The sequence below is a fragment of the Flavobacterium algoritolerans genome, from assembly GCF_030010385.1.
GTDB classification, from domain to species: domain Bacteria; phylum Bacteroidota; class Bacteroidia; order Flavobacteriales; family Flavobacteriaceae; genus Flavobacterium; species Flavobacterium algoritolerans.
The window spans coordinates 291,150-310,718 of record NZ_JASCRZ010000005.1 but is presented as its reverse complement, the minus strand read 5'-3'; the positions used below and the strand labels follow the sequence as shown (position 1 = coordinate 310,718).

The window sequence follows — 19,569 nt, the reverse complement described above, 5'->3', positions numbered from 1 at the left end:
GCGGTATATCTGCACAGTTAAATATTTTCAATACTGATCGTATATAAAATAGGGTGATTGTTCATTTTAATAATACCAAATTGAATATTCAAAGTATTGATATCTTCTACTTTTAAATTATTATCATAAAGTCTCCATCCATGTTCAACTCCTGCATCTGGTCGAATTATTATTTTAACTCGATCATTACTAAATTCGAAATATCTATAATGTGGAATTGAATCAGATACGGTATTTACCGTAGATGCATCTAATTCATAACTTAATAATTTTATGTAACTGTCGCGTGATTCATAATCTTTGAATTCGTGGAAAAGCCTTACTGGAGTCCTTTCATTATAGAATTTTTGACCATAAAAAGTAAAATTATCTATTTCAAAATTTAATATTGCTTGCAGTTTATTTAAGAATTGTAGCATTAATAAACAGGCAAATGGTGTTTTTAAATAGCGGTCAGAATAGGATACATCAAACTTTTGCCCTCCCATTTTTGATTTTAAATCTAGTTTATTCGCTAGTTTATTAAGCACTTCATCAGCAATATTTACAGAACTTACAACTGAATTTGTATTAAGATAAGCTTCAAAAATAGTCGCTGTATTTACTAATTTATCTGTTTCTAATGGTTGAAAAATGGCGATATTTGTACTATCTACTCTATAAAGCTCTCCGTTATTAGATTCTCCCCAATTATTATCTAAATCTAGATGTACAGTATCGTTTACAAAATATTGGTAAAGAGTTCCGTCTTGTAGTTGAACAAAAGAAACCGTAGGCAATACTTCGTTTTCAACATTCTTTTGAATCCATAATTTATAACCCCTAGCCACCAATTGAATTAATGTCATTGTATCTTGGTTATTTGCAATTATGGGATCCCCTTTAAGAACTAAATTGACTACCGATTTACTTTTTAAATTCTCTAAAAATAAAATGCTATCTAAATCCCAATTTTGTACCAATGGGTTTACGGTTAACCAAACTTGTTTGATTTTTGAAGCGTAGTTTAATTTAGTTAGTTCTTGTTTAATGCTTCCTATCATTCTCTTTGCTGTAGGATAGTTGTTTATTATCTCAGCAGGAATTGTAAAATTATTTATGTTATTCAACCATTTTAGTGCAATATTTCTATCTAATAGATTGATATGCCATTGTGTTTTTCTGTCAATTAAACATTTTGTACACGCATTTTTGCATAAACATTCTAACTTGTTTTTAGATTGTTTAAAAATTTCGTCTGCATATAAAAAGAATTGATTAGCATATCCAGCACCCCCTTTAGTTGTATCAAAGATGAAAATTGTGGAATAATTATCATATCTCTTAATACCAAAATCAAGTTCCCCTAATTCAATAGCTAGATAACTGGCAAGTTCTTTCACAAAAACCGAACCCAATGAATATAATAAAATTTCATTCTTTGAATAGGCATTATTTTCTCTAATTCTAATTTCACAAAAATCAGTTTTGAAGCGACCTCCTAAAATTACATTTGGTCTTATGGTTGATGTTGAAAAATTACCAGAACATGCAGCCCCCCCCTTATCATCTTTACCTCCTCTTAATCTTCTATGATCAATTAGTTCTTCTAATGACAAAGCTGTTTTACCACAATGCAAACACACATGAAAACCACTTCCATTCCCTACATTATAGTATAAAATCTCTCCATTCTCTTCACTTTCTCTAACATCGTAAATAGTATTGCTGTTTTGCTCCCATGGCTTAACATTAATCAACAATGGATCAACATATTGAATTCTTGATGATTCCGATATTTTCCTGTTTGGTGTTTGATAAATATCGACAGCAAAACCAGCAGGTTGAATCATTTCTGTAAAAATACCTTTGTTCCCATCGTTATCAGAAATTAAGCCTCTAAAGTTTTGGTTGTGACAATGTGGACATTCGGTTTCAATATTCTGACCTTCTGATACTTCGACAATTCTTTGATAACCACAAGAATTACATAATTGGATTATTTCTTTGGAAGCTTGATTCCCTCTATTATCATCTAAAATAATCCCAGAAGAATGGTAATTCATACCATCAATAACAATATTATTCCCTGGTGCAAATTCCGTCAATGCTCTTGTTATAAAATATGACGGATTTTCTTTTTTCCTATTATTACTTTTATTTAAAGTTTCAATATTTGTTGTGTCAAATTCAACAATACCAGTTGGCAAGCCTGCAGTTGGCAAAAAACCTTCTTGGGCCAAAAAAGTCAATGCGTTTTTATTAAGAAACTGTAGATATTGAATATTAACAGCTTTAAAAGCGATGGTGGTTTTACCAAATTCATCTTCCATCTCCTTTAGTTTACTTTCGAAACCTTCTTTCTTACTTCTAGCTTTATTAAGTATTTGATTGAAATTTGAAAATACTTTATTCAAAATATAGGTGAAGTTTTTATCTTCATAACTTGTATTTCTTACAATATTAGTTACTTGATTTGAAAAATTTATCACTTCATTGCTCATTAACCAACTTACGAATTTTATGGCAATTGGTTCTACTTCATCAAAAAAGAAGCTTTCGATTTTATCGGTAACTCTAATTCCTTTTACTTCATCAGTTTGTACAAACTTCCCAAGAAAGAAAGCATTTATGTGACGTTCTATCACTTGTGAGCTATTAAAGGAAATAAAAGGAGGTGCAATTTTGTGTGTTAAAGCCCATGTTGGTGTATTAAAAGCATTCAAACCCACTGGATTTGGAGCACAAACTGTAAAAGCTATTGATTTACTTTCTTTTCTACGCCCCGCTCGTCCTGCTCTTTGTAAATAATTTGCAGGACCCGGTGGAACATTATTCATTACCACTGTCGAGATACCACCAATATCTACACCCATTTCCATAGTTGTAGAACAGTTGAGTATATTTATCTCTGCTTTTTCAAATTTATCTTCTAATTGCTTTAATCTTTTTTCATTTTGTTGTGCCGAATGTTCCCCAGATAAATATAGTGGTCTATTTAAAATTATCTTTTCGTGAATATCATTCCATAAACCGTTTTGCTTCCAATCTACTGAATTAATGCTAATCCAATCTTTTGTAGCTGAAAGATCTAATTCATTTTGCTCATTTCTATTAAATGGTAAATTGAATTTTGGAAATGTGTATGGTTGTGATTGCTTTATCTCAAAATGCCTGATATTATCTTCGGTAAAAGACCCCGTAATCCAAGGAGAAAAACCTTTAAATTGGGTATCTATCAAACGTTTCTTGACTGGACAAAGCCAAAGCTCTTCGGGAATTTGAAGTCTTGTTTTTTGTTCTAAATTTAATTTATATCCTGTATCGTCAATTTCTAAAACATTAGCTCTTATCGATTTCCATATTTCAAGAAGTAGTTCATTGATATCTTCTTCAATCTTATTAGTAATTTCAACTAGACTGAAATAACCCAACCCGGCACATAACAATAATGAAAGTCTATTAGGTCTAGCTTCATTTTTCTTGAATGTAGGCCATTTTTTAGCATTTGTTATAGACGAATCCGCATTGTGAATTTGAAAACTTTTAAGAAATGATGTTGAATAAGGATACATAGAATTATCAATAAAAAAATAAAACTGATTTCTAATTACATAATCAAGTCCAATTTTTAGTAAACTCTTCCATTCTTCAATTGTAATATTATATTGCTCCGCAATTCTTGGCAATTGAACATTGTCTAAATCAGGATAGACTAAACTAACCATTCCTAAATTTTCTAGAGAACGTTCTCTAGGTAATCTTCTGGCAAAATTATCAAATAGTAATGCTCTTGAATATTTTTCAAGATTTATGAAATTATCTTCTCGTGGATTGTTATTTTTAAAAAGTGTCTTTAAGTCTGATTTAGAATTTAAAAAGTCATATAATTGCTTCCATGATAATCTTGCATTTACTGTAGAAGTAGGTTTTAATATATTGATCTGTTCTTGAATCGCTCTTTTTTGAACTGAATTAGTGGCGTGTTCTAAAGATTGTTTTAGAATATTCAATAAAGCATCGTTTGAATTATTTTCAGTTAATCCTAATTGTTCTTGCCACAACTTGTGAAATACTTGAGAACGAATCCAATTGTTTTCATTGTCAATATTTATTAATGCTGATATTTTTGCAGTTCCTTGACGGCTATCAGTAAAGGAAATGTATTTATGTCCTTCCCAAAGCATTTCAGAACGGATTTCATCAGCACCAGGAGTATTCTCTAGAAATATATCTGATAAAATTCTGTTCATAAATGAAGAAGAAATCCTGAAGTGTAAGGGATTTTCAAGATTATTTGAACAATGAGGGCAGACACATTCACCATCACGATCCGCTTCAATAAAAACTTCTTTACTACGATCTATTTTACCATTATTATCAATACCAAATTCCAATGTTTGAGGAACATATCTTTTATTATTACTTCTTTTCGTAAAGAAAAAAGATTGTGTAGTTGCACTTATTTCATCATTATCATCACTATCAATATCATCCACAACAAAATTATCTTGACTGATTGATGTTGAAAGTGTTAAAACTTCATTGCCGTTTCTTTCCAGTTGTTTTTCTGCTTTTAGTAATTCATTACCACAGGAACGACAAGCCACTAGTTCAAACATAGGAAAATTACAATACGAGCAGTTTTTTTCGGCATAAGTGGTCATTGTCCCCATTACACTTTTTGAATCAAAATCTTTATGTTTATCACAATTTGGATTTGAGCAAACATAAACACCACCGATACCACGAGAAAACAAATGAGTCCTTAAGGGTAAAATAGAAACATCATTATTTTTATTTTCAACAATAGTATCTACAATTTCTAGTTTTTCATATATAGAACTTTTCTTTACGTTTAGACTATCTGTTATTTCAGTTAATCTAATAGCATCTGCATTGTATACTTTTATTCTTAAAAGCTCAATTTCCTTTTTATTATCAATTTGAAAAGTATCTGGAAGATTTTTGAATTCTCTTTTACCTGTAATTACTTCTATTTGATGCTTTTCAATACCACATAGATTAGCCATAAACTCTTTTAAGCTTTTTTCACTTTCTTCACCACTACCAACAGTTGCGGAAGTAATTGCAAATCGTAAGTCTTTAATATCAACCTCAAAAGCATCCACAACTCTTCTTATTAATAAAGCCATTTCTGACGCTGCTGAACCTACTAATGTATGTGCTTCATCTAATAAAATCCAACGTAATTTCCCTTTAGAATTTTCTAAAAGCGGGACATCTTTATCACGGACTAAAATATATTCCAACATTGATGGATTTGTGAAAAGAATTTGAGGAGGCGTTTCTCTAATTTGCTTTCTTGATATTAATTCAGACTTAGCTTCCTTTTTTTTAGCAGCCGTTGAATCTTCATCGGTATTACCATTATAAACTGCATATTTCAAACCATCCAGTGCATTTACCCAGGCACCCATTCTTTTTTTCTGACTACCAATTAAGGCATTTAACGGATATAAGAAAATTGCTCTGACACCAATTTCGTTTTGACAATTCTCGTACAAATCATGTAATACTGGTAACATAAAACATTCTGTTTTACCAGAACCCGTACCTGTTGTAACTGCAATAGATTTTTTTTCTTTTAAAAGTGTATTCCAACTTGTGATTTGATGGACATAAGGACTTCTATTTTTTGGAAACTCATATTCTCCTTTAATTTTATCAAGTTTTTCAATGAAACTAGTTTGAAACAAATTACTTAAATCACCAAAAGACTCTTTAGCAGGGGTCCATGGAAATGTATTTTGAAAAACTGGCTCAGCGAGCAATTTTTCTTGTTCAAATAAATTTGTTAGATAGTCTTGAAATTGAGCGTCTCCTGTTGCCCAAAGGGATAAAATAGAATCTTTTAATCTTTCTTGAATTTCAGTATATATTTTTTTGAATTTTATTTCTTGGCTCATTCTGCTTTTAGTTTAAATAATAAATCAATGATTCTTCATACCATTTCTTATCAAGGTCTTCTACATACTTAATTCTTCTCCTAAAATTATCGCCATTTACATGCCATAACCCTGTATTAAGACCGTTTATTGAAGATGCTACAGTTAAAGGTGCTATTACAAGAATATTAACTTGGTCGTGCCATTGCTTTTGAGGTATCGGTTTAGTATATTTATTCCTGTCTTTACTAATATCATAAGAAGGAAGTTGACTCATGACACTTTCTCCCAATCGTTGCCTAACGTTATTTAATTCTGCATTAAACACAAAAGTATTGGTGTTCCTTTTTTGAAGTAAACACAGGCTTAGTTTGTTCGATTTAAAATTTAGCATTACAGCAAGTGCTTCAAATATTTCTGGGCAACTTTCACAAATATTTTCCCAATCTGATAGCTTAACCCAATGGAAAGAAAATCCTAAATCATTTTCTAATTCTACAAAATCATTTCCAGAAAATCTGTATTCTTTTACATCAAATTTTATAGCTAAAAAGGCAAATGCTTTTGATGCTAATTCTGATGATGTTGTAATTGCTTTTATAATATCAAATGTTGCAAAAGGCAGGTCATTCTCTTTGCATAAATAATAATAAATCCAAAACCGATTCCATACTTCACTGCTGAAATCTTCGGATAAAAGTAGCTGCGAGTAATTAACAATTCTATTATTTCTATCATCAATTGACGTTAATTCATTATCTGGATTAACACATATAAACTCAGGTTTAATTTTGAATTTTGAATTCTTATCTGAAAAGAGAATAAACTTATTAACGTTAGTAGTATTAATTGAGTAAAAGTCAGAGTCTTTTTTTATTTCAACTTTATCAATATATTGTAAATCACAATCTAATGGTAAAGCATAAACACTGTTTGCAATATCTATACTTTCAATCTCATTAAATCGTATTACATTTTCATCATTTACTTCCCATGTTATTGTTTCTGAAAACTGTTTGATCTTGTAGCTCTTAATTGTTCTACTTCTCCTATTTGGAATTATTTCGCAGATATCCATTTTTAAATAATTATCAGAATCGATAATATTAAAAAGCTGAAAAAGAGCTTTAAAAGTATCATAAAACTCAAATAAAGGCTTAATTTTTTTTTCGATCTTTTTTGAAATAATAATTTCTTGATTCTTGTTATTAGAAATTCTGACTTCAAATTCTTTCCCAAAGGAATGTGCAATCAATCGCCAACCTTTTATTTTATCTAGGTATATTTCCTCTTCTTTTATAATATTCTCCTCTTGGTCAACTAATATAACCCCTTGAAAAGGTGAAATTACTTCAGCAATTAGCCCTAAACTTTGATTATTCGCTTTTATTCTAGTTTTAATTGAAGTTGGAAATTTTGAAGGATTTACAATTTTAAAATCAATATTATTTAGATTTATATTGACATCATACAAATCCGATTTATATATTTCTAAAGTGAAAGAATTGTTATTTACTCTAATCTGTGGATTATTATTATCTGAACTCGTTGCCAAACATAAATCACCAATATTAAAAACTCTTTCGAACTCATCAATCCCATCATGTGAGATTTTAATATCTAAAACTCCTAACTCTAATGATATGTGTTTTGAATTCCATGACTCTTTATTAACAGACTTCCATTGTAAATCTGGATTATTAATCCTTAAACCCATTTTGTCAAAAACAAGTACTCTCAAGTTGTTTTTGACAATATTTAGGTTGCTTCTAAGTAACCATTTTGGGTTTTCACTTAAAAATGTCCAATCAAATGTATTCTCCGTATTTGTCTTAAACTTAATTGTATTTTCATCAGATTTCTTTAAATTAATTTCATTTTGAAATTTTACTATCGAATACGGTTTATTGCTGATCTCAATATCTGTTTTTTCTTCAATATTTCCTTCAATTGAATACGTATTATCTACTACTATAAATCCAAAATTATTATGGGTATGTCTAGATTTTTCCAAAACAAAATTTTCATTATTATCTGTTGCCCATAATCTTGGGGAATCCAAGTTTAACTTAGAATGAAGTAAATGATTTGAGTCATAAATTTTGTCAAAACTATCAATTAGATAAATTTCTGTCTCAAAATTTTCCTCAAAATTGACAAAAACTTTGAACTGTAAAATTTTGTAAGTATCATTATTTCTTTTAATGAACTTAGCGACTAAATCTGTACCGACAAATAATCTATATTCATTTTGGCAATCAATTTCGTTATCATTTAAAATATATTTAAGTTCATCAATTCCTATTCTTGATGTAATAAGAGTATTAAGGTAAAAAGAGTTACTTTTAGAATTAAAGTTCCATTTAAATTTAATAGCATTATTTGTTTTTCTTCCTTTATCTCTTTCAATAATTAAGTCCTCCGTTAATTGTTTTAAATCTTCGTTCTCTTTAAAACTCAATAACTCAGTTTCATCTTCATCTAATACAGCACGTACAATTTCTAAACAACTACTATATATAATATCATTTTGACTTGATCTAGGCAGCAGATTAATTAAATCCATGTTCGTAGAAAAATCACCAATTTCACGTGGATTTAAATGAATAATACTTAAAAGGAAATCCCTATACTTTCCCTTATTATTTTTGATATGATTAAGAGGAAGTCCGCCTTGTAATAATAAAGTTTTTAGATATAGTGTATTTTGTATTTTTATCCATTTGTATTTTAAAAGGTAGCCTCCTTTTTTTGCTAATTCATATAATTCATCTGCATCAAAACAAAGTGTTGGATATCCAATTGAAGAATATATCTCTTCTTTAGAAGGATATTTTCCGTTGTAACATCTTTTCCACCACTCTGCAAAATATACAGCACATGCACGAGGATCTAATTCAGAGATGCGTTGCACAATTTTGAAACGCTCTTTTAACTGATTAAATTCAAAATCAGATAGATTATATTTCCAGATAGGTTGACCAGTATGAAAATCTAGATTTCTAGTCTTTAATATTTTGTAAAATTCACTCATACAATTTTTTTTTGGTAAAAGTAAAACAGATATGTGCACTACATGCGCACTAATAATTTTTTATCATTTTGTTGATTCTATCCTTAACTTTTTGAACTAGAGTAGTTGGCTCTAAAACCCGAATTTTTTCACCAAAAGATAAAATCAATGTTTCTAATTCATAATTAGGAATTAACTTTAAATGAACTTCAATATTATTGTTTTTTTCTTTGATTTTTTGAGAACCATGTAATGGTTTTGTTGTTATGTAAGGAATTAGTGTTTTATCCACTTCGAGAATAATGTCTACTACATTTTCATTTGGTATTGTCACCCCAATGATGTCTTCAAAATATTGACTAAAATCAATATCTGTTTCCATATATACTTGGCTACCTGAATCTATTTTTTCTATTCGGTCTAATGCCAAATTTGTAATAGTTTCATAGCCTTGCGATTTTCCAAATAAAAACCAACGCATGTTATATTGCTTTAGATAATATGGATTGATTATAATAGTAGTTAAATTTTCCGTTTTGAAATTCTTATAATCAATATGTAATACTTTTTTATATAGGATTGCATTATAAATTTCTGGAATATATTCTAATCCTTTTAAGTATTCATTTTGTTCAAAACTGATTATAATATCGTTTTGCTGTTTTAAATTAAATGAAGATTCTAATCTTGCATTTATTTCATTAATCCAATTGTATTGTGGTAAACCTTTGAATCTATCTAATGTTAATAAAGCTTCTCTAAGTTGATTAGCTTCTGTTTCATTTAATGGTTGATTTGTAATTGAGAAATTTGAATCTTCATATTTGTAAAAAACTCTTCTACCATCTTTTACTTTTTTTAGTTCTATACTCCAGCCTTGATCGCTTTCCATAAATCTAATATCATCGTAAAGCTGTCTTTTCTTTATACCTTCTTCTTTTCCAGTATATTCACAAATTGATTTGTTACATTCATTTACAAGATCTTCAATAGAGTAATTTCTTCCGACGTTACGGAAGCACTTGTCTAGAGTTTGGTATCTAATTATAGCGTGTTTATTAGTTGACAAAAGAAATTGATTTTAATAATAATGTTATTCTCACAATAGTACGAAAAAGTAATGGAAATAAAATGAGGAAAACCGTACACGGACGAAAATAATAAAAAGAAGAAAAAAGATTTATATAGCTTTCTCGGTAGAAATTAAAATTGCTACAATAGGGATTTTTTTTAATTTATTTGATGTTTCTAGATTGTTAGAGAACAAAATAAAAAACATTAGTAATTGTTAAGTTAGAATTCAAATCTAGATTTATTAATTCTGAGAAATTTGGGTTATTTTCTTATGTTAGGAATCTGTCTTTATTCTTATAAATTCACTGCACACGAGTTTCAGATTAAGTAGTAGAAAGATATCCTTTGTGATACGAACGAACACCTTTCTGTTATAGGAACGTGGTAATCTTTCAGCTTTTTAAAAGTCAGATACTAATTTATGATAGATAAAAGACATATCTAATTATAGATGATTTTATGACTAGAATAGATTGAAACGGCTCCAGCATAAATCACTTTTTCAAAGAAAAACGAAAAAAAGAAAACAGATTTGAAATTGGACAATTAGGGAAACGAAGCGCTAGAAGTCCCGAAGGGTGACAAAACGAGGAACGAGGCATTTCATTATGTATATATATTCACTGATTTTCAATGCCTTGTCTTGTTCTTTATCCTTTGGTTGGAGATTTTTAAGCTCATAAAAAAACTTTAAAAATAATTTTTAAATATCTTTTGAAAGTGTATGCTTCTCAAAATCATATGAAGATAACAAAAATAAGAAGCGTACTTTTTCAAACAATATTACTTTTTAAATCTACAAAATTCTGACTGCTTTCGAGAAGATTTTTGTGGATGTCCATAGGAAATTATGGCAATCAAAAATTTTTTAATTCTTTGTGCTAACTAGAGTAATAGTATCGGCAAGATCATGGTTTGTAATATAGTCTAAGACAAAATGTTCCACCTCTTTTTTATTCTCAGGTGAAGTGGAAAATGAGTTGAGGTAATACTCTGTATTTTCATCCGCAATATGAATAATTTCAGTGTAGCCTTTCGAAATTAAAGTGCCTTTTAATTTCAAAACTTTAAGCTCACTGCTATTATCAATTTCTTTTTTAACTCTCAGCTTAATAGTTTTATCCATCGGTTTATTCTTTATTGATACGCGATACTAATATGTTGCGTGATTTTTTTGATTTACTTTCTATTCTACAAACAAAAAAGAGACTTGTGAGGTCTCTTTTTGGAATTAATTATATCTTTTATAAAAGGTTTATTTAGCCTTCAATAATTTTTCCAAATACTCAACCTTATCTTTTTCTGCCTTAACTAAGCGTTCGTATAACTCAACTATTTTATCCAGGGGATTAAAATTTGGCTGAATATTAATTGCATTAATTGTTGAACTATCATGACTAGTGAAAGTATTATTGATAACATTTAATACTGTTTCATCGCTATAATTTTTTATCGCCTCAGCAGATACCCCTAAAACTTCTGCGATTGCTTTTAATTTTTCTTCATCAACTGTTTCGCTTCCTTCAATGTTAGAAACTGACTGTTGACTTACACCAATAGCAATAGCCAATGCTTCTTGTTTCATACCTCTAAGCTCTCTGATTCGGCTTATATTCCTGCCAATATGTTTTGGTTTTGTTGCTGTTTCCATAGATCAAAGGTATTTAAAATTCTTTAATTTTTTTCAGATCGGTAAAATACAAGCCTGAATTAGTATGATACAATTTCGATTAGTTCGGTACGGTACAATCTATTGTTTACTTGCAATGTGTTTTAGACAAAAATACAATTTTTCGGATAAGTATTAATTAAAAAAGCAAAATTATGAATGCAATTGAATTTTCACAGCAAAAAGAATTGAAGGAAGTAATTACTGAGCACATTAAAACATCTGCGATTTATTGTTTTGGCAGGTATGCAACAGCTTATAGTTCAAGCAGGAAAATTTATCCTGATAAAGAACTCCAAGAAGAACATAGTCATTTATACCTCTTAGTTTTTGTACAGGAGACCAAAGAAAATGCTGTCAGTGATATAAGCGATAAGATAAAAGCAAAGACTCAGGGTACTTTGACCGCTACTGTTCTTGTTCACCACGTGCAGAGTCTAAAAGACCTCTGCCAAGACCAGCAGTTTTTCTTTTGGCAGATCATGCAGAACGCAGAGCTATTATTTCAAGATATTAACAAGCCTCCTTATTTAAATATTAGCGAAACTCCCAAAAGAAATTTAAAATCAACATCGCATTACATAGCATGGAGGAGGAATAATATTGCTACAATCTGGGGCTGGGTATATAATGATGATGATGCTTCCAGTTCGGATGAAGTAAAAATGTCCGCTCTTCATCAAATAGTGGAGCAAATCTGTCTGTCTTTGATCCGTGTTTTTGTAGGCTACACTCCTAATCATTTTGCATTAGACTATTTATTTAATCTCTGTGAATACTTTACTACCGTAACTGCAGATTTTTTCCCCCGACAAACTCTGGAAGACAAATCCATATTTAAACTTCTAAAGCAACAGCCCAACACGTTACGATTTAGTAAAGCTAACGATGTTGATTATTTATATTATGAGATAATGGAAGAGAGATGCGGTAAATTTAAAAAACAAGCCGATATAGTGATACAAACAGAACTCGAGAGGTTAAGTCAAATTGAAATTATTGAAAATAAAATAATTGAAAATAAAAAATAATCATGGAAACAGATGGTGTTAAAAATATTGAAGCTATCAAGAGATTAACAGACATGTGTCTGAGAACCTTAAAACCTTCAGGGGACAAAAGCGGTTTATATGCTGCAGAAATTAGAGTGTTTGATTTTTTGGAACTTGCCTCAATTATTAGAAATCTTATAAAATTATGTATTGTGGCTCTGGATCAAGATGGAGCTGAAGTTCCCATTACGATAAAAAATCAGTCAATTGACGTCGGGCTTATACTGGGAATTGCATTGCAGTTATTTCCAATTGATGAATTTGAACTGCTAAATGAAATCAGCATATTATTCCCTGCTGATTCTATAAAGGAAGATGAAAATATAATAAAAGACTAACAATGCATATAAGAATGACATTATCAATTAACCTATTTCCATTTATAATTTTAATAAAACGCCGACTTTGGAGGCGTTTTCCAGCCTCCTGCAAGGGCAAGTGGTTTTGAGCTGCGGAAAGTATTTCAAGCAGCTCAAAACACAACTTGCTATTTTCCTGCGAAAATATTATTGGATATGGTTTTAATAGAAAGGGCTTGAGGCCCTTTTTTTGTTTTGCGGATATTTAGGAATTGTTATGTGTTGTGATTGGTTTGAACAAATCAGCCTTGATAAGGCTGTGTAGAAATAGGATAGTGTTGGCAGTCATGGCTTTAATGGGTTCAACTCTATAAATTCCAGAGAAGCTTAATAGCAGTTATCTGCCGAATTAGACAATATGTAGTTGCTTATCTTCAAACATAAATATTAAAATTTATCTTCTCATGCCTATTGAGGTATCAATGCAATTCTTTAAGGATGCACTGAATTAAAGAAGTATTTAATCCCATACGTAAATGCGCTTGTATAGCTGTATATGTGTACATACGTTTTTACAGTTTTATGCTTTTACATGTGTATGCTTTTAGGCACAGACATGAATGCTCCTTTATGTACATAAGTAAATAAATAGACTTTTAGATACACACATGTACCCATATCTAAAAACATAAATATATTTTCCAAAGAAAACCGAAAATCGGAAAAAAGAAAAAGAAAGCAATTTCAAAGGACGGGATGCAGACCGGACAAAAGGAAACGGAATAAGTCCCGAAGGGTGGTTTGTGAGGAACGAGCAAACCATTATGCCGTAGTCTTTTGGACAGACTGATCCAGCACGTCCTACCTTGTTTTCTTTTTATTATTTCTTTAGGTAAAATATAAAGTCCAACCCGCACAAAGTCTGACATGTCTTGCCAATCAAAGACTTAAAATGCCGAAATGAAGAATTTAAATATCTAATAATTACCTTTTACCTTAAAATCAGTAATAATGAAAAAAGATAAGCATAAAGATAAAGCACCGAAAAAAAAGAAAAAACCACTATTAACTCCAAAACCTGAAGAGGAAAAAAAGAGGAAAATTAAAAAAATGGATGATAGAAAGAAAATTCCATTTGTGCAGGTAGACAGAGGTGGAAACATTTTAACCAATTTCTTCTCTAATTTTCTCAAACAGTTCAAAAGCACAACAAAAACAGGGCTGGGCAAAATGTTAGATAAACTATTGGTTATTAAAATTAAGGAAAGTGAAAAGAAGCCAGTACAGAAGTCTGAAAAACCTTTGGATATAATGGGGTCTGTAAAAACGGTTTTTCGTTATGTAAACAATGATAGCAGGAACAATTTACGTCCAAGCGAAAAAGAATCATTGAGACAGCGTACAAACCAGCCACTTAATATTAGCGTTAAGACGGAACAAAGCAAAGATGAGGAATTAAACAAACCAAGAAAAACCCGTTTAGGGATTTAGGTATTCACTAAATCCAGTGATAGGGTTTGTCTTTACGGTTTAGATAGCAATACATCTCTTCCTTTTTGAGTTCGGGAAAGAATTTAAGAGCATTCTCAATGGCATAGTTGGGAAGAAAGAAAATCTCGTCACGGATAGAAGTAATTACTTTTTCACGACCATAAAAACGGACGATTTCGTCAATTTGATCCTGACCTCCACGCTCAACAATACGGGCAATTACCATTTTATATCCTCCATCCCAGTCAATACTGTCGAATCTAAAATCCCAGAAGAATTTAGGATGAAGATTAGGTATATATTTGGTTAATGGCTTCATTGTTTTTTTTAATTGGAGTAGTATCAAATATAAGTATTTTTTGCTGAATTACCTGCGAAATTCTCTCTTTTTGTTGGGATTAATCGGTAAATCCTGGCTTTCTGATTTAAATTTATACAAAGGATTTTTTACTGCCAGTTCCAGCCGTTTTTGGATAATTTTCCAGTTTTGCTCTTTTTCTTTCAGCATATCTATACCTTCAAAGGTAGTAATCTTGCCATATGTATTCAGACCTATGGAAGCCCAGTAGGGATCCTTATCATATTTTCTCTGATAGGCTTGAAGGAAGAACTTTAATGGTTCTCGTTCAAGCATAAAGTACATGTCGACAAAATCCTTGTACCTGTCTCCGCTCTGATGAATCGCATGGAGTTTCATTGCTCCAATATCTTCAGTGGAAATCATGCGCACTCCTTCAGCTGTTTCTACGGAATTCAGAAGAGGGTAATTGTGTGTAACAATATCGACTTTTATATCATCGATATAGGTAAGAACAGTGTTCGGGAAGAACTGGCTTTCCTTTTCATTTACATCGTAAGTGTCATGCAGATATTTGAGCATCATCTGCGAATTAAAATTTTTTGTTGTAAAAAGATCTAGATCCACCGATAAGCGGTGTCCCAATCGTAAGGCTAATGCCGTACCGCCAACCAATATATAGTCTTTTAGTTTTTCGTCTTTCATAAGCCTTTGGAGAAGTCCCCACATCTCCTTGCTGACTGTTTCTTTATAGAGCATAATTTCATGTTTTTCATGAAATTAATCCCGAAGTGGGGCACTCTTACATACTTTCCTCTCGTGGCTTTATTTGACGGAAGTTGTCCTTAAGGCGAAAATCAACATGCGGAAATAATAAGCCAAATGCTTCCACATCCATCAATATTTAGATGTTATTATTGATAATAAAATATATTGGTTTTAAAATTTTTTAAACGAAACCAGTAATAATGGTAATGGAAAGCAACGGCAAAACCACCCCGCATAAAGGAGGCAGGCATCCCAAGAAAGATCCCGCCGTTCACCGTTATTCTATAAGCTTTAGTGCTGAAGAAAATGCACGATTCCTTTCTCTCTATGAGGCTTCACGCATGGATGTAATGGCGCATTTTATTACGGCATGTGTTTTCCAAAAAGGAATTACGACCGTAACGGTTGACAAGGCAACCATGGATTACTATATGCGCCTGACCACCCTATTCATGCAGTTCAGGGCTGTAGGAACCAATTATAACCAAGTGGTAAAAATACTGTACCGCAATTTTTCCGAAAAGAAAGCAGCAGTCTATCTCTATAAATTGGAGAAACAGACAGCAGAAATGGCGGTATTGTGTCAAAAAATCATTCTACTAACCCAGGAGTTTGAAGCAAAATACCTGAAAAAATGATAGCGAAAATCGGAAGAGGGAGCAATCTGTATGGTGCGTTGGTATACAATCAACTCAAAGTAGAAAAGGAAAAAGGACAAGTTTTGTATACCAATAAGATAATTCAAACCCCTGATGGCAGTTTTGCCACCAGTCAACTGTTGCGTTCTTTTGAACCGTACCTGCTGGCCAATCGAAAGACTGAAAAACCAATATTACATATCTCTCTCAATCCTGATCCGAAGGATACAGTAAGTGATGAACAATTTGAAAAGCTGGCTCAGGAGTATATGCAGAAAATGGGTTACGCAGAACAGCCTTTTGTGGTATTCAAGCATACAGATATTGACCGTATCCATATTCATATTGTATCGGTTTGCGTGGATGAAGCGGGAAGAAAAATATCTGATAAATTTGAAAAAAGGCGTTCGATGGATGTCTGTCGGGAATTGGAAAAACAATTCTGCTTGGTATCGGCTATCGAGAAAAAGCAAAATCCACAAAATCAAATATTCAAACCCGTTGATTATAAGGCTGGAGACATAAAGAGCCAGATGACTTCGGTAATCCGTTATCTGCCAAATTATTACAAATTTGAGGGTTTCGGTGCCTACAATGCCCTGCTTTCTCTTTTCAATATTACCTCTGAAGAAGTCAAGGGCGAATTTAATGGAATCCCAAAACAAGGACTGGTATATTTTGCATTAAATGAAAAGGGAAAAAAAGCAAGCAATCCTTTTAAGGCTTCGCTGTTCGGTAAACAGGCAGGGTATGTTCAGCTTCAACAACATTATGAGAAGTCCAGAGAATTATTGAAAAATGAGCCATCCAAAGCTTTGCTTAAGACAACCATTGAGATGTGCTTGCAGAGGGCATCGGAGGAAAAAGAATTCAAAAAACTGTTGTTGGAACGAGGTACTAATACCGTTGTAAGACGAAATACTGAAGGCAGAGTTTATGGAATAACCTTTGTTGACCATAGGGCGAAATCCGTGTGGAATGGTTCGCAATTAGGCAAAAACCTTTCGGCTAACGTATTCAATGACTGGTGGAATAATGGCAATAAAATGGAGCAGCCTGTAAAGGGAAATGGTGCTTCAAATAACAATGCCACTATAAATGAAGATATCAAACAATCCTACAATCCGTTTGACTTTTTGGTTAAGGAAAAAATGTCCTATAGCCACGAAGAAAACAACCTTATTGAAGTCTTTGGAGGGCTATTATCCAATGGAAAAGCAGTAAACCATGATGAAGAATTATTTGTCAACCAAATGAAAAAGAAAGCCAGACGTAAAAAAAGATAGTGCGTACTATCAATTTTAATCGCCAGCCTTTTTGTTGATTCACGACAAAGGAGTGATTCATCAAATTGGCTGTACCAACTCTTTTTAAAAACAAAGACTGTCCCGACAATAAGGAGGGATTGTCTTTGTTTTTTATTATGACTGTTTCTAATATAGTTTTGAGACTAATGCAGCCAAAGAGTTCCTTGGTGAGACTGCAATTAATCTTATGCCATCTGTGGTATTAAATTCATCAGCAGATTAAAAATTATTGTTTTACCAAAAGGAAAAGGAGGTGCAGAATGAAACAGGAATTTATCAAACAGACTGATATAGATGAATATATATCAAAAAATTATGAAGAGATAGAACAGGAAAAAGAACAAAAATTCGTAAATTTAATGATTGAAATTGTTGTATCGTTAACATTAAAAGAATTGTATGAAGAGGGCGATTAGATATTTAAGATTTAGTCAGTTAGGGCAAAGCAATGGCTCTATCGAAAGACAGGAACTGTATACCGATCAGTATCTACAGAATAACAACATCCAGTTGGTAGATTCTTTTATTGACAGAGGTAAAAGTGCCAAGACTTTTGATCGTCCGGATTTTATAAAACTACAGGTATTCATAGCCAAACATTATAAATCAGTGGATTACCTGTTGGTTGACCAGCTTGACCGCTTCAGCCGCGATGCAGGAGAAGCCATGAACATGGTGAAGCAATTCCAGAAAAAATACAATATCCAAATTATCAGTGTGACAGAAGGGATAGTCTTTGATTATGATACACCGGGAAGTTTTTTCAGGGCAGGCTTACAATTACTGCTTGCCGAAGAAGACAATATCAACAGGAGTATCAAAGTACGTGGGGGATTATATACTGCCCGTGCTAAAGAAGGTCGTTTCCTGACAAGGGAAAAACCTTTCGGCTACAGTAAGGTCGGAGAAGGAAAACAGCGCCACCTTGAAGTAAATGAGATAGAAGCTAAAATTGTCAAAACAATTTATGATATGTATCTGCGTGATGTGCCGTTATATAAAATCAAGGAAATAGCTTATCAATCAGGTTTTGACAGGAAAGGCAACATGGCTATTGATCGTGTGCTTGCAAATCCTGTTTATGCAGGGCTTGTAAGGGTTGAACAGTTCAAAGATCTGCCGGGAGGTCTTTTTCCTGCCATTCATGAGCCAATAGTTGATAAGACAACATGGACAATGGTACAGTCTAAAATGAAGAAAGTTGATAAAGTAAAGGTAGTTATTGATGATGAAATACCGCTACGAGGCGTTGTAAAATGCCATTGTGGAACTCCGCTTACTGGTGCGCCTTCTCGTGGTAAATCTGGGAAATACTTCTACTATTATAAATGCAAGCATTCAAAACATAACAATATAAGTGCTGTCAAAGCACATGAGCAATTCTTAAACGTCTGTGATTTCATGAGCGTTCCCGAAAGACAGATTAAGGAAATAAGAAACGGCTGTTACGCTTCGCTTGAACAAGAAGTAAAAGCAAACAGGAAAAAGGCAGTTGACAAAAAAATTGAACTGGAAGAAGTTCAGCAGAGATTAAATACGGTAGAACAAAAATGGTTTAGGGACGAGATAAACAAAGATACTTACGACAGATGGTATCATACCCACAGCGATCATATATTGAACCTTACAGCTACTATAGAAAGATTCAGTAAGAATCAAGGGAAGGCCTTCGAGATTTTAGACCGTAATCTGGATTTATTGGGGGACATTAGACATATCTATGCAAAATCGGATACTCTGCAAAAACGTGAGTTTGTAAACATGGTGTTCGATGGTAATTTATACTACCAAGAGGGTATCTATCGAACACCTACAATGTTAGATCTGTTATCTCATAATGCCAGTAAAATGGAGGCAAAGGGATGTCTTATATACAAAAAAAAGAGGGAAAACCTTTCGGTAATCCCTCACAGTGGGCGATGAGGGGTTCGAACCCCCGACCCCCTCGGTGTAAACGAGGTGCTCTGAACCAGCTGAGCTAATCGCCCTAAACAATTTGGTTACTTTCGTTTCCGTTATTGCGTGTGCAAATATACGCCACTTTTCTAGATTTGCAAGTAAAAACCAAAAAA

The 19,569-nt window shown here is 32.2% G+C and carries 14 protein-coding genes and 1 tRNA gene; 7 read left to right on the top strand and 8 right to left on the bottom strand.

Going from position 1 to position 19,569, the window contains the following annotated elements; all coding sequences use genetic code 11:
* Window positions 1–17: 17 nt before the first annotated feature.
* The 5 genes from QLS65_RS12650 to QLS65_RS12630 all read right to left on the bottom strand — a co-directional run bounded on the left by QLS65_RS12650 (window position 18) and on the right by QLS65_RS12630 (window position 11,626).
* On the bottom strand, window positions 18–5,909 hold the full coding sequence (locus QLS65_RS12650; RefSeq protein ID WP_282718174.1) for a DEAD/DEAH box helicase: 5,892 nt from the start codon (window positions 5,907–5,909) through the stop codon (window positions 18–20).
* 7 nt (window positions 5,910–5,916) lie between these two features.
* The gene (locus QLS65_RS12645; protein ID WP_282718172.1) at window positions 5,917–8,922 is read right to left on the bottom strand and encodes a hypothetical protein; all 3,006 of its coding nucleotides are present in this window, start codon (window positions 8,920–8,922) and stop codon (window positions 5,917–5,919) included.
* Window positions 8,923–8,971: 49 nt separating this feature from the next.
* Entirely contained in the window at window positions 8,972–9,970 is a 999-nt protein-coding gene (locus tag QLS65_RS12640) for a helix-turn-helix transcriptional regulator (protein ID WP_282718170.1), read from the bottom strand.
* An 873-nt stretch (window positions 9,971–10,843) separates the two neighbouring features.
* Entirely contained in the window at window positions 10,844–11,101 is a 258-nt protein-coding gene (locus QLS65_RS12635; RefSeq protein ID WP_282718168.1) for a hypothetical protein, read from the bottom strand.
* A gap of 129 nt (window positions 11,102–11,230) precedes the next feature.
* Window positions 11,231–11,626: a helix-turn-helix domain-containing protein gene (locus tag QLS65_RS12630; RefSeq protein ID WP_282718166.1), complete on the bottom strand. Its 396-nt coding sequence runs from the start codon at window positions 11,624–11,626 to the stop codon at window positions 11,231–11,233.
* A 173-nt stretch (window positions 11,627–11,799) separates the two neighbouring features.
* Here QLS65_RS12630 and QLS65_RS12625 point away from each other — a divergent pair, with 173 nt between their 5' ends.
* The 3 genes from QLS65_RS12625 (at window position 11,800) to QLS65_RS12615 (ending at window position 14,486) form a co-directional block, all read left to right on the top strand.
* The gene (locus QLS65_RS12625; RefSeq protein ID WP_282718164.1) at window positions 11,800–12,675 is read left to right on the top strand and encodes a hypothetical protein; all 876 of its coding nucleotides are present in this window, start codon (window positions 11,800–11,802) and stop codon (window positions 12,673–12,675) included.
* A gap of 2 nt (window positions 12,676–12,677) precedes the next feature.
* Window positions 12,678–13,034, top strand: a complete 357-nt coding sequence (locus tag QLS65_RS12620; RefSeq protein WP_282718162.1) for a hypothetical protein — start codon at window positions 12,678–12,680, stop codon at window positions 13,032–13,034.
* Window positions 13,035–14,006: 972 nt separating this feature from the next.
* Window positions 14,007–14,486, top strand: coding sequence for a hypothetical protein (locus QLS65_RS12615; protein WP_282718161.1), 480 nt, complete (start codon window positions 14,007–14,009; stop codon window positions 14,484–14,486).
* A gap of 7 nt (window positions 14,487–14,493) precedes the next feature.
* Here QLS65_RS12615 and QLS65_RS12610 read toward each other — a convergent pair whose 3' ends face one another.
* Both QLS65_RS12610 and QLS65_RS12605 read right to left on the bottom strand, forming a co-directional pair.
* The gene (locus QLS65_RS12610) at window positions 14,494–14,805 is read right to left on the bottom strand and encodes a DUF6922 domain-containing protein (protein WP_282718159.1); all 312 of its coding nucleotides are present in this window, start codon (window positions 14,803–14,805) and stop codon (window positions 14,494–14,496) included.
* A gap of 48 nt (window positions 14,806–14,853) precedes the next feature.
* A complete protein-coding gene (locus tag QLS65_RS12605; RefSeq protein ID WP_282718157.1) occupies window positions 14,854–15,543 on the bottom strand; it encodes a nucleotidyl transferase AbiEii/AbiGii toxin family protein in 690 nt (229 codons plus the stop codon).
* A 215-nt stretch (window positions 15,544–15,758) separates the two neighbouring features.
* Between QLS65_RS12605 and mobA the strand changes: the two genes are divergently transcribed.
* The 4 genes from mobA to QLS65_RS12585 all read left to right on the top strand — a co-directional run bounded on the left by mobA (window position 15,759) and on the right by QLS65_RS12585 (window position 19,420).
* Window positions 15,759–16,190 (top strand): conjugal transfer protein MobA, encoded by a 432-nt coding sequence (gene mobA, locus QLS65_RS12600; protein ID WP_282718155.1) that lies wholly within the window; start codon window positions 15,759–15,761, stop codon window positions 16,188–16,190.
* Window positions 16,187–17,476 carry a conjugal transfer protein MobB gene (gene mobB, locus QLS65_RS12595; protein ID WP_282718153.1) on the top strand — a complete coding sequence of 430 codons (1,290 nt, stop codon included), beginning with the start codon at window positions 16,187–16,189 and terminating at the stop codon, window positions 17,474–17,476. Before mobA ends, mobB begins: the two co-directional genes overlap by 4 nt.
* Before the next feature lie 281 nt (window positions 17,477–17,757).
* Window positions 17,758–17,913 (top strand): hypothetical protein, encoded by a 156-nt coding sequence (locus QLS65_RS12590; protein WP_282718151.1) that lies wholly within the window; start codon window positions 17,758–17,760, stop codon window positions 17,911–17,913.
* Window positions 17,897–19,420 carry a recombinase family protein gene (locus tag QLS65_RS12585; protein ID WP_282718149.1) on the top strand — a complete coding sequence of 508 codons (1,524 nt, stop codon included), beginning with the start codon at window positions 17,897–17,899 and terminating at the stop codon, window positions 19,418–19,420. Before QLS65_RS12590 ends, QLS65_RS12585 begins: the two co-directional genes overlap by 17 nt.
* On the opposite strand, the gene QLS65_RS12580 is transcribed toward QLS65_RS12585, so the two are convergent.
* Window positions 19,411–19,485: transfer RNA gene (locus tag QLS65_RS12580), tRNA-Val, on the bottom strand. The genes QLS65_RS12585 and QLS65_RS12580 overlap by 10 nt on opposite strands.
* Window positions 19,486–19,569 lie beyond the last annotated feature (84 nt).